The sequence below is a fragment of the Streptomyces lateritius genome (assembly GCF_014649715.1).
Classification (GTDB): Bacteria; Actinomycetota; Actinomycetes; order Streptomycetales; family Streptomycetaceae; genus Streptomyces; species Streptomyces lateritius.
In genome coordinates, this window is sequence record NZ_BMTO01000012.1 from 25077 (window position 1) to 37729 (window position 12653).

Sequence of the window (12653 nt, forward strand, 5' to 3'; positions counted from 1 at the left end):
AGAGACGATGCAGTGGAGAAGAACAGCGGGCACCCTGCTCCTCGCGGGGGCGCTGCTCGCGCTCGCCGGACCCACAGGACAGACCGCAGGACCGACCGCCGGACCGACCGGACAGACCGCTTCCACGGCCACAGCCACGGCCACAGCCACAGCCGCCGCCCCGGCGGACGGCCCGGACCCGATCGACTTCGCCGTCGTCGTCGACCAGTCCGCGAGCCTCGCCGAGAAGGACCTGGCGCGAGAGACGGAAGCGGCCGCCCTGCTGAGCCAGGGGGAGATATCCGAACGCTCCCGGGCCGCCGTCATCGGCTTCGGCAGCTCGGAGAAGCCCGGCCAGTCGCCGGTGCGCGAGGTGTGCCCGCTCACCGTCGCCGACGCCGCCGGCCGCCAGCGGCTCAGCGACTGCGTACCCCAGCTGAACCGGCGCGACGCAGCCCGCATGGGACCCGGCACCGACTTCCCCGCCGCGCTGCGCCAGGCCGTCTCCCGGCTGACGGAGGACGCCCGCCCGAACACCCCCAAGGTGGTATTCCTGCTCACCGACGGCCGGCTCGATGTCGGTGACAGCCCCGAGTACGGCACCGACAAGGCCAACCGCCAGGCGAACGGGCAGAAGCGCCTCAACGAGGAACTGGCCCGGGCCCGGGCCAGTTCCGTCCAGATCTGGCCCCTGGGCTTCGGCAGCGAGATCGACCGCGCCGCGCTCACGGCCATGGCCGAGGGCGGCCACCGCGGCAGCTGCGCCGACATCCCGGAGGCCACCCCCAAGATGCGGGTCGTCGGCACCTCCGCCGAGATCGACAAGGCCCTCCAGGAGACCTTCGCGGCCGCCCGCTGCGCCCGGATCGCACACGGCACGGTGGGCAAGCCGCCCGCCGACCTCTCCGTCACCATCCCGCCCATCGCCACCGACGGCTCGCTCACGGTCGGCAAGCACGACCCCAAGGTCCGCGTCACCTACTACGACCCGGCCGGCCGCAAGGTGCCCACGCGGGGCGAGTTCGACGGCTCCACCTTCGAGGTCAGCGGTCAGGACGGCCCCGTCGAGGCGCTGCGTGTCAAGAACCCGATGCCCGGCCGCTGGCGGATCCACATCGAGGCCCCGGAGGGGCACCGGGACCGGGAGGTCGCCGTCCGCGCGATCTGGCAGGGCCGGCTGCGCTCCGCCGTCACACTCGACCCCGCCTCGCCCCGCGCCGGCGAGGACGCGGTGGTGGAGGTACGGATGCAGACGCGGCGCGGCGTGGTCATCACCGACCCCGCGCAGCTCCAGGGCGTCACCGTCGCCGCCGAACTGACCGGCGGCGGCTTCGCACCGGTCACCGTCCGCCTCGCCGACGACGGACGCGCCCCCGACCGCACGGCCGGCGACGTCCGGTTCACGGGCAAGCTCACCGTGCCGGCCTCCGCCACCGGCGATCTCCAGCTCACCGCGCGGATGTCGGCTCCCGGCGTCACCTCGGACCGCCGTCCGCTGCACGCCCGTACCACGCAGGGCACTCCCGCCGTCACGGCCGGGCTCACCGTGGACCGGGTGACGGTGCACCCCGGCGCGACCGTCCGCGCCACCCTCGACGTCACCAACAACGACAGCGTCCCGCACACCCTGCGGCTCGCTCTCGAGGACCAGGCGGCGGGATCCGACCTGCGGATCACCCCCGCCACGGTCACCGCCGAACCCGGCGGGAGCACTCGGACCGACGTCACCGTCACCGTCGGGCCCGGTACCCCCGTGGGCGAACTCGGCGGGCGGATCGAGGTCGTGGACCCGGGCGACGACGGGCGGGTCCTCGACAGCACCTTCCTCGACGTACGGGTCGAGGCGCCGCCCACCTGGTGGGACCGCTGGGCGTGGGCGGTGGTCGCCGGCGCCGTGGCCGTGCTGCTCGTCGGCGCGTTCGCGGGCATCCGCCTCGCGGCCCGGCGCCGCCGCCGCGACCTGGCGGGGGTGGTGCTCGAACTCGTCCGCGAGGGACGGGTCCTGGACACGCTCGCCATCCGTCCCGGGCAGAGCGGCGGCGGTGAGTACCTGTTCACCGTCGAGGAGGTACGGGGCGCGGCGCCGACCCTGCGCCGGGCACGCACCGGCGCGGCCTCCGCCCACCGGCTGCGCCGCACCGGGGGCGGCGAGCTGCTGCTGCGTCCCCACCGGGGCCGGGAGTCGGCCGTACGACCCGGGCAACCGGCCGGGCTCGAAGAGTGCGAACTGATCGTGCGCGACGGCCGCCGGACCTCCCGCGGCGTCCCCTCCGGCACCCCCACGAGGCCGCGGGGTTCCGGCGCAGCGAGTGACACCGGCGGTTCGGGCGGCTGGCGCGAGCGTCTCGTACGCCGCCCCTCCCGGTCCGGCGCCTCCGCCCGGGACCGGAGCCGTACGCCCCGGTCCGACCGACACGAGTCCGACGGACCCCGGTCCGGCCCGTCCCGATCCGATCCGGCCGGGCCCGCCGCGCCCCGCCCCGAGCAGCCCACCACCACGAACAACTGGGACCCGAACTTCTGACCGGGCACCGCACCACAGGTACAGGTCCCAAGGGGAGACGACATGAAGATCTACCAGCCCATGCTCTTCGTCGGTCTGGGCGGCACGGGCGGACGCATCGGCAGCGAACTGGAGCGTGGTCTGCGCCGGGAGCTGTGCGGGCCCGACGGCACCGCACTGGTCGACGGCGGCCGCAGGCTGCCCTTCCAGCTGCCCGACTGCCTGCAGTTCGTGTACGCCGATTTCAGCGAGGCGGAGCTGCTGCGCCAGCCGCAGTTCCGGGCCAAGGGAGCGGAGGGCGCCGCCTTCGCCCGCACCTCCCGCATGGTCCGCGACCTGCTGCCGACCGACTTCGACTCCTCGCCCGAGGTCACCCGCATGCTGCGGGTCGCCCTGCACGAGGAGACACGGTCGTGGCTCCCGCCGCAGGCCCGTCAGCCGCGGGTCGCACCCCTCCACAACGGCGCCGGCCAACTGCCGACCGTGGGCCGCGCCGCGCTGTTCGCCACCATGCGCTCCGGACTCGAACCCGTGTTGCGCCAGCTCCGCGAGGCCATCGGCGCCATCGGCAACGCGGCCGGCGATCTCCAGCGGGTCGGCGGCGGACGGATCCGGGGCTGCGACGTCTTCGTCGCCTTCTCCGTGGCCGGCGGCACCGGAGCCGGCATCTTCTACGACTTCATCCATCTCATCGGGCACGAGTTCCGCAACGCCAAAGTGCCCGGGGTGAAGATCTACCCCCTGGTCGTCATGCCCTCCGCCTTCCCGCCCGAGGCGGGCGGCGGGCGCGACGCCGAACTGAACGCGGCCCGCGCCCTGGTGGACATCTCCCGGCTCGTCGACGACCAGAACGTGCCCAACGCCCTCGACGAGGTCGGCGACGTCGAGCAGCGCGGCCGGATCAGCGTGCAGTACCCGGGGGAGGGCGTCGTCGCGCTGCGCTCCTCGACCGTCCAGACCGCCTTCCTCTTCTCCAAGCCCGCGGCCATCCGCACCGAGGACCTGCGCCGCTCCATCACCGCCATGGTGATGTCCCTCATCGGCACGGAGCTCAGCGAGGACGGCGGACCGAACAACCGCGCCGACGACGACTACCAGTCCTTCGCCGCCAGCTTCATCAACAAGAGCGTCGAGCGCTCCACCCCGGCCCGCAGCGGCATCGGCTACCGGGGCATGTCCACCAGCCTCGCCGCCTCCCTCACCGTCCCCGTCGACGACCTCGCGGAGATCGTCGCCGCCCGGCTGCTCGCCCAGGCGGTGCGGGGCATGGCCGAGAAGGCCCGCCGCCCCGCCTCCGACGGCCAGGAGCTGGTACGGGAGTTCTTCAACCGTTCCGGTGTCGGCCGGCTGTGGACCCGCGAGGCCCCGGACGTGCCCGCCCCCGAGGAACTCCCCCGGGGCAGCAGGGCCATCACCAAGGCGCTCCGCGACCGGCTCGGCGACATGGAGGACTCGCTCGGCCGCCTGGCGCTCCACCTCGACCGCGAAGTGCCGCGCATGACGGAGGACTTCAAGCCGGGCGCCGGCGCCCGCGAACTGCTCGGCCAGATCGGTCCGTTCCGCCTGGAGGTCCTGCTCACCGGGCTCCCCGGCCACCCCGACCGGGTGGCGAGGGAGGGGTTCACCGGCATGCTCGACAACCGGCGCAACGACCCGGAGCGGCCCCCGCACGTACAGACGTCCGCCCCCGTGATCCCGCACATCAGGCGCAGCGCCGCCGGGCTCGTACCGGCCCGGTGGAGCGACCCCGACGTGCAGGACGCGCTCGCCGAGCAGGAGGACTGGTACCAGTGGCGGGCCAGGAAGCTGTGGCACAGCGCCTGGGCGGCCGGCGAGGCACAGTGGCGGCCCCCGCTGAACCGGATCGTCAACGAGATCGGCGAGCTGACGAAGGTGCTGCGCGCCCACGAACAGGACGAGGGCAAGCTCTTCGCCGACCGCAGGCGCGAGCTCTACCGGGAGGACCGCACGGGCATCGCCTATCTGCTCCCGCCGCAGAACAGCCTGCGCGCCTTCTACGACGACGTCGTCGACCGGCTCGCGCAGAGCGAGGGCCTCCCCGAGAACGTCGACCCCGCCGGCCTCCTCGACCGGCTGATCCGCCCCGAGGACTGGCGCACGGCCCTGGACGCCGTCCGTCGCTCGCCCGGAGCGGCCGTCAAGGAGATCAAGCAGATCGTCGAGCGGCGGGTCAAGAAGCTCTTCGGCGAGGCCAACGAGGACCGGTACGCCCGTCCCCTGCTGCCCTCGATGGAGCTGCTGCTGCGGGCGGCGGCCGGTGACGAGTCCGCCGAGTCGAAGGTCGACATCCGCTGGCTGGAGCAGTTCCGCTCCGGCCTCGCGGGGCTGCTGCCGGTCGGCTTCGTCCCGGACGGCAGCGGGCCGCTGAAGATCCTGATCGTGCATCCGGCGAGCGAGTCCGACGGCCGCGCGTCGAGCTACCTCGCCCAGGAGCTGAATCTGCCGGCCCGCGCGGCGCAGGAGTACCGGGCCGTCGACACCGACTCCATCACCGTCGTCCTCTTCCGCAGCGGGATGAACCTCACCGACATCTCCGAGGTGCGGGGCGTCCTCAAACTCTGGTCGGAGGCACGGGACTCGGCCGGGCAGGACGACTTCCTCCACTGGCGGCAGCGGCTCGGCTATCAGGACGACTGGCTGGTCGCCACGGAGGAGGACCGGCAGCGCATCCTGCACCGGCTGCTGTGCGCCATGTGGAACGGCCACATCGAGACCGAGGGGCCGGTCGACTCCCCCGACCTCGTCCGGATCCGGCTCCAGGAGGGCGAGTCGGCGACCATGTCGCTGCGGCTCGAGGGGTTCGACGGGGCGCTGTCGAGCTGGGCGGGGATGCTGCGCGCGTACGAGCGGTGGGCGCTGCTCGACGAGGGGCAGATCATCGAGGAGTTCTGCGAGCGCCTGATGCGCGCGCTGCCGAAGGGGCTGGCGCAGAAGCCGGCCGCCCCGGCGCCGCTCTTCGTCCACTTCGTGGAGAAGGTGGCCCCGCGCCAGCTGGTGCTGATCGATGAGGTGGCGGCGGAGTACGGGGAGACGGACACGGAGTGGCTCGCGCCGCTGCGCCACTTCTGGGAGGTGACCTATCCCGGCGCGCTCGACATGCGGTTCTCGGGCGCGGGGCACGCGACCCGCCCGACCCTTCGCGCCCTCTTCGAGCGGCACGCACCGAGCCGCACACCGGCCCCGAAGCACGAGCCGGTGCAGATGCACGAGCCGGTCCGGGAGCAGGTACGGGAGCAGCTGCCGGAGCCGAGGCGGGAGCCGCGCCAGGAGCCCGTGCGGGACGAGCGGTCCGCGCGCGGCCGGGCGTCCGAGACCGAGGAGCACCGCTACCCCTGGGACATGGAAGGTGAGGAGGCGTGAGCCCACGCGCGACCCCGGACCATCCCCTGCCCGGCCATGCCGTCTGCCTCGACCTGCGGGGCGAGGCCCCGGCGCACGACCACGACGCCGCCGTGCGCGCGGCGCTGGCAGCCCCGCAGCGCGGCCCCGACCGGCGCTTCCTCGTGCTCGACGACGCCTCCCGGCTCGTCGAGCACCAGCTCCTGTACGAACGGCTGTCCTCCTACGGCCCCGCGCAGGTCGTCTGCCTCGCCGTGGGCGCCCCCGGAGAGCGCAACCTCCGCCGATCCCTGACCCTGCGACCCCCGGCCGCCGGGGTGCTGTGGCTTCTCGACGCCTCCCACGACACGGCGCTGCGGCCCCTCGTCGACGTCCTCGCCACCCCCGAGGTGTTCGACGCGGCGCTCCGCGCGCTCGGCGACGTGGTGCACGGTGTCGCCGTCCCCTCCGTCCGGGTCCTGGAGCACGACCTGACCGACGAGGCCCGCGCGCGCTCCTGGCGGCAGGCCGTCGAGGGCCTGAGCGGACCCGACGTACCGGACCGGGCGGCGCCCACCGAGGGCGTACCCCCCGAACTCGCGCTCCTCCTCGACGAGTCCGTGCCGCGCTCGCTCGCAGGTCACGACTGGCTTCCGGCTCACGGCCGCGCGGGCGCGCAGCTGCGCGCGTGCGAGGAGGCCCTCGACGACGCCGTGGAGGGCCACGACCGGGTGCGCGGTCCGGCAGGTCTCCTCACCCGGGTCGGCCGTTCCTACGACCTGCCCGGCGACATCGAGCGGCTGGCGGAGGCGCTCGCCCGGTTCCGTACCACCGTCGCCGACGCCTTCGCCGCGGCCGGTGGCTCCCGGCTCACGGCCGAACACCGGGGACAGCTGCGCGAGCGGGGCATCGAACTGCCCGAGATGCCCCGGGAGATCTCGCGCGCGGGAATCGTCCCCGCCCTGCGCGACCACACCCACGAACTCATCGACCGCCGGCTTCCCCTGCGCTCCGTCGCAGCCCGGCTCGCGGCGCTCTCCGCCCGCTCCGCCCCGGCGGGCAGCGCCGCGCGGCTCGCCCGCCTCGACGAGATCTGCGGTGTGGAGGAGACCCGCCGCCTGTCCGCACGGTATCCGTTCCTCGCCGGCGGATCGCGGGTCGTCGCCGCCGGGGTGACCGCCGCCCTCGCCTTCGTCGCCGGACTCTGGCCGGTCCTCGGCTGGGCCCTCGGCCCGGCCGTCGGCGTCCTCGCCGCCGCTCTCGCCCGTCTGATGCTGCGACACAGGCCCAACCGTTCGCCCGACGGCCGCCTCGACGGCGGAGGCAGCACGGGCGCCGCGCCCCGGCTCTTCGGCGGCCTCCTCGGCGGGGCCGCCGGCGCGGGTACGGGACAGCTCCTCGGGCTGCCCGTCTGGGCGGGTGCGCTGACGGCCGCCCTGGCCCTGGCCGCCGTCGTCCTGCTGGCCCTGCGCGACTGGACCCGGGCCGTGGACGACTGGTGGTCCCGGGCGGACCCGGAGGACGCGAGACGGGTGCTGCGGGAGATCCACGAACTCGTCGTCACCACCGCCGTCCACGACTGGCTCTTCGCCGAGGTGCGCCATCACTGCTCGGACGGGGCCGGGACCGTCGCCCGCCTGCTGCGCTCCCTGGCGGCGACCGCGGACGCGTACGACGACGAGAACGAGCGCGCCGACGAGTACGGCGTGCCGAACGGCTCCGTGTACGGGGACGCCCCGGGCGATCCGTACCGCACGGAGAAGCGGAAGGAACGCGCGGACACCTCTACCGGCGGCGGCGCGGCATGGAGCTGGCAGGACTGGGCGGACAGCGCGGGCGACGACGCCTGGTCGGACCGCGGGTCCGACCGCCGGGACGACCCGTCGCCCGCCTCCGCTCCGGTGGCGTCTCCCCCCGCCTCCGGAGCGTCGACCCACGTGGCCCCGGCCCACGCCGGGTCCTCCCCTTCCTGGCTGGAACGCCGGTACGGGGACGGCGGCCCCGCCCTCGTGGACACTCTCGTCGGCGACCTCGTCCACGGCACCGTCCGTATCCTCGATGCCTGCTGGGCGGGGATCGAACGCGATCCCGCGAACGCCGGTCGGCTGCCGCTCGACGAGCGGCTGACGGAGCTGCTCCACGAGACCCGTACCCGGCTGGAGCGCGACGTCGCCGCCTCACCGCCGTCCGGCGCCGAGGAGGACCCGGGTGAGCGCCCCGACGCCGCCCGGCTCACGGGCGTCGCCCCGGACGCGATCGCCCGGCTGCTCGCCGCCGACGACCCCGAGCGGACGGTCCCGCTCTGCGGCCCCGAGCACCTGCGCCTTCTCTCCCACGACCCCTCGGCCGTCCGGCAGGTCCGGTTCGTGCCCGAGGCGATGCGCCGCGGCGTCACGGGGGACGACATCTGGCGCGGCACGGCCGAGGACGTGGTGTGGACCGGCGCCGGACGGCACGCGGGCGTCCTGCGCCTCGTCCCGCTCCGCGCGGACGTGGTGCGCACCGTCAGGGAAGAGGAGGCGGGAGCGCCGTGATCGAGACGGAAACCGGTCAACGCCCGGGCCCGCAGGAGGAGCTGGAGTTCCTCACGTACACGGAGGAGACCATCAGGTTCGCCGTCCGCTACGGCGAGGACCGCAGGCTGCCCGGCCGCCCCGGCGTGCTGGCCCGGCAGGTCACGCTGAGCGCGGGATGGCCGGTCCTGCAGTTCCGCCTGCCGCTCTCCGCGCAGGGCGACCCCCACGCGTACGGGATGCTCGAACGGGAGGTCTCGGCGGCCGTCGCCCTCGAACGGCGCTACGGCGGCGAGAAGTTCGGTGAGGTGTTCACCCGCGTGATCGGCTTCGACCTGGAATGCGCCGAGCCCTTCGTGCTCTACCGGCTGCCGGGCGGCACTCCGCTCGCCGACTGCGCCGACCGCCTCGGCGGTGACGAACAGCAGCAGATCATCGCCCAACTGACGCTGGCCGTAAGGCTTCTGGGCGAGACCGAACTCGTCCACCGGGCCATCGCGCCCGACACCGTGCGCTGGGACGGCACCCATGTACGGCTGTGCGAGCCGTACGCGGCGCTGCGCACCGGCGAGGCCCGGGAGGCGTTCGGCGCGGCGCCGTGGGCCTCGCCCGAGCAGCGCGCGGGCCGTGGCGTCGCCGACAGCCGCGACGACCTCTGGTCCGTCGCCCGGGTGGGCTACCACCTGCTCTCCGGGGGCCGCCCCGACCGGGGCGAGGGGCCGCCCGAGGACCTCGGCGACTACCGCCGCCTCGCGGCCCTCGAACAGAGCGGTCTGTTCGCCGCGGAGGCGGCCGCCCGGCCGTCCCCCGCCGAACTCATGCGGCTGCTCCACGTCCCCGACCCGCTCGCCACGGCCGTCGGCGCCGCGGACCCACTCAGCCGCGGCCGGGCCGAGTTCGACACCCAACTCGCCCGCAAACGGGCGGCGTCGGTGTCGGGGCCGGGGTCGCCCAGACCGGGGGAGAGGACGGTAGGTGACGGGGCGCCGAGCAACCCGTACGACGCCCCGCGTCATCCGTACGACGGTCCGCGCAACCCGTACGAGGCACTACCGCCGCGCCGTTCCCTGCGCGCCAGGCTCTTCGGCGGCGACGAGCCCGGCCGGACCGCGGGGCCCCCGGGGCCCCCGGGGCAGCCGGCACCGTCGGGGCCGGCCGACCCGGTCCACCCAGGCCCGGCGTACACCGAGCCGGGGCCCGCGGCGCGGGGGCGGATGTGCCCGCACTGCCTGCTCCCCGTCACGTACGACGAGAGTCTCCTCGTCACCATCGACGCCAAGGGCAACCGGCTCCCCCTCGACCTCAGTGCCGAGCACCGGCCCGCGCACCGGAAGGACGCCCTGCGCAAGGCCTACCACCTGTGCCCGCACGCGGGGCGGGGCGACGAGGCGCACGAACTCCCGGTGCCCTACCTGACCAACGGCGAGCCGCTCTCGATCGCCTTCGTCGGCAGCTCGTCCGTCGGCAAGACCCATCTGCTCGCCGCGATGCTCGGCGAGGTCGAACTCGGCGGCCTGGAGCCGTACGGTCTCAAATGCCTGCCGCTCAACCCCGAGGCACACCGCACCTACCTGCGGGAACGGGTGCAGAGTCTGCAGCAGGGGCGGAAGCTCGGGCGCACCGGACAGCAGACCTTCGCCCGGTTCGCCGACGGACTGCTGGTCTCCGTGCGCGGGGCGACCCCCCGGCCCGTCGTCTTCTTCGACCTGGCCGGAGAGGACCTCGCGCAGGACGGCGAGGTCACCCGCTTCCTCATGGGCGTCGACGCCTTCGTCTTCGTCCTGGATCCGCTGCGGGCGCTGCGGATGCCGTCGCTCGACCCGGTGCGCGAGCGGGACGGGGTGTCCCGCCGGGACCTGGGCGACGAGGCCTTCACCACGGTCCTCAACCGGATCCCACGGCAGGGCGGCGGCCTGGTCGCAGCTCCGGCGGCGATCGCCGTCAACAAGAGCGACCTCGTGCGGTTCGAACCGGCCGTCGACCGCTGGCTGGGCCGCGCCCTGCCCGCCCGGCCCGACCGCGAGGCGCTGCGCGCCGAGAGCCGGGACGCCTACGCCTTCCTGGCCCACCACGCGAGCCCCGCCTGGCTGAAGCCCTTCGACGACTGCGCCCGCTGCACCCTGCACTTCGTCGCGGCGACCGGTGGGCAGGCCAAGGGGGACCGGTTCCCGCACGGGGCCCGGTCGCGCCGGGTCCTCGCGCCGTTGCTGTCCCTCTTCGCCATGTGCGGGCTGCTTCCCGAGGCGGAGCCGACCGAGGGGAGAACCTGATGGTGCGAGCGGAGAACGAGGTCGACCAGATCGTCTTCCGCTGGGACAGCGAGAACTTCTCGGGCAGCACGGGGTTCGGCCCGGTGGCGTGGTCCGGGCCGGCCGACGAGGTGGAGACGCTCTTCCGGATCTCCGGCGCTCTGCTGCGGGCGAGCGGTGAGGAGACCAGGCCCGCGCTGATCCGGCTGCAGCAGCGCGCGGGCGTGCTGCTGATCCGCCGTACGCCCTGGACGGACGCCGAGGGGCGGTCCGCGACGGTCTGTCACGCCCTCGTCGGCTCTCCCGACCTGCTCGAACCGGCCACCTGTCTCGGGCTGTACGCGTGGGACTGGGAGGGGGCCGACCTTCCTCTGGCCGATGTACGGGGCACGCTCCCGCGCGTACGGGAGGAGGCGCTGCTGCCCTCCGCGGGCCGGGGTCAGGCGGCCCTCGACCTCGGACTTTCCCGGGCCGAGGCCGAACTCACGGGCGCGGTGGCGGAGTTGCTGCGCGATCCGGAGGCGCGGTTCACCCTCCTCGATGAGCGGGGGGACACGGCCTGTCCCGTGCTGTGGGGGCTGCACGGCATGTTCGGCGACCTCACGCCCGACCGGCGCTGGACCTTCGCGAGCCATGACACGGTCGAACTTCCGGCGCTGCGCTTCGCGTTCGTGGGCAGGTGGGCGGGGGCGGCGAGCCGGAACACCGAGCGGCGGCGGGCCGATCCGCGCGAACGCCCGGGCGACCGGGCGGAGGCGATCGCGGTCCGGCTCGTCCAGCACCACCTGCGGGGGCTCGCCGAGGGCGACGGGGGGGAGTACGCGGTCGGGGCGGCGCTCCGCTCGGTGCCGGACGCGGACCACCTTCCCCTCCTCGAAACGGCCGCCCGCGCCATGGCCGTCCTCGACCACACCCGCCGCCCCCGTTCGCCCGATCCGACCCCGCCACCGCGCCCGCTCCCTCCGCGCCGGTCCGAGCCCGCACCGGAGCCCGAACGCAGGCCGGAACCCAGGCCCGGGCGCATGCCTGAACGCAGGCCAGAACCCAGGCCCGAGCGCATGCCTGAACGCAGGCCCGAGCCCGAGCCCATGCCTGCCCCGGCGCCGGCCCCCGAGCCTCCGCGGCCCGAGCAGTCCCCGTGGCCCCGGCAACCCCCCGGCCCCCGTGGCCCTTCGGCCGCCGATGACGCGCGCGGTCGCGAGGACGTCCCCGTCGTACCGCCCGTATGGAGCGGGCCGGAGGACGGGGGCCGGCGGCGGTGGCCGGCACCCGGGCGGGCCCGGCGGCGGGCGCGGCTCGAGACCGGTCTCGTGCACCGCCTCGCCGACGCGCGCGACGAGGCCGAGGCCGACGCCGCCGTGCGTGCCGGCGGCGACGGCGAGCTCCTCGACGCGCTCCGCAGGCCCCAGCCGTACGAGTTCACCACCCTGCTCATGGGGGAGGTCGCCCGGCGGCTGCCGTCCTGGGACCGCCCCTCACGCCGGGAGCTGTGCGACCTCGTCATCGGTCAGGGGCTGTTCGTGACCGCCCCGCGCACCTCTCTGCGCGGGGCGCCCGCCGACGCCGAACGCGCGGCCAACGCCGCCGCGCTCCACCGCTGGGCGATCCGGCCCCTGCTGGACGCGGGTGACGTCCCCGTCCGTACCCTCGCTGCGCTGCTGTCCGAGCTCCGGTCGAGCCCCGACCCGGCGGCCCGGGCCGCGTTCCGCCAGATCGTGGACGCCGAGAGGCCCGGGCTCCCCGAGGAGGTCTGGCGGACGCTGCTGAGGGAGGCGTACGCCGGACCCGGGGCACCGCGCCAGTCCACCCCCCGGCATCAGTCGGCCCCGCCACGCCGGTCGCCTCCACAGCACCCGGCGCCCCCACCCCCGGGCCGAGCCCCCGAGGCACCGCCTCCCGCCCCTTCGCCCCCGCCTTCGTCCGCGTCCTCCTCCCCGATCACCTATGCGGCGGGGCCCGGCGGCGACGGCCGGATCATCGCCTTCGCCATGGTCGCGGTGATCGTCGTGCTGGTCGTCTTCATCCTCGCCTACCTCATGACGGCGGGTGGTTGACCGGGTCGAGAACCAC

The 12653-nt window shown here is 75.0% G+C and carries 5 protein-coding genes; all 5 read left to right on the forward strand.

The genetic code is table 11. The annotated features are described in order from the left end of the window. The first annotated feature begins 7 nt into the window (after positions 1–7). From IE136_RS23755 to IE136_RS23775, 5 genes are read left to right on the forward strand one after another with little or no spacing between them, the layout of a single operon-like run. On the forward strand, positions 8–2503 hold the full coding sequence (locus tag IE136_RS23755) for a vWA domain-containing protein (RefSeq protein WP_189601350.1): 2496 nt from the start codon (positions 8–10) through the stop codon (positions 2501–2503). 42 nt (positions 2504–2545) lie between these two features. After that, complete coding sequence (locus tag IE136_RS23760) at positions 2546–5863, forward strand: tubulin-like doman-containing protein (protein WP_229819087.1); 3318 nt, start codon at positions 2546–2548, stop codon at positions 5861–5863. Next, on the forward strand, positions 5860–8355 hold the full coding sequence (locus IE136_RS23765; RefSeq protein ID WP_189601351.1) for a hypothetical protein: 2496 nt from the start codon (positions 5860–5862) through the stop codon (positions 8353–8355). The genes IE136_RS23760 and IE136_RS23765 overlap by 4 nt, the downstream gene beginning before the upstream one ends. After that, positions 8352–10604 (forward strand): protein kinase family protein, encoded by a 2253-nt coding sequence (locus IE136_RS23770; protein WP_229819089.1) that lies wholly within the window; start codon positions 8352–8354, stop codon positions 10602–10604. Before IE136_RS23765 ends, IE136_RS23770 begins: the two co-directional genes overlap by 4 nt. Further along, positions 10604–12637, forward strand: coding sequence for a hypothetical protein (locus IE136_RS23775; RefSeq protein WP_189601352.1), 2034 nt, complete (start codon positions 10604–10606; stop codon positions 12635–12637). Before IE136_RS23770 ends, IE136_RS23775 begins: the two co-directional genes overlap by 1 nt. The last annotated feature ends 16 nt before the right edge of the window (positions 12638–12653 follow it).

Coding starts and splice junctions, on each gene's coding strand:
- IE136_RS23755 (WP_189601350.1), top strand. CDS start 8: ATGCAGTGGAGAAGAACAGCGGGCACCCTGCTCCTCGCGGGGGCGCTG.
- IE136_RS23760 (WP_229819087.1), top strand. CDS start 2,546: ATGAAGATCTACCAGCCCATGCTCTTCGTCGGTCTGGGCGGCACGGGC.
- IE136_RS23775 (WP_189601352.1), top strand. CDS start 10,604: ATGGTGCGAGCGGAGAACGAGGTCGACCAGATCGTCTTCCGCTGGGAC.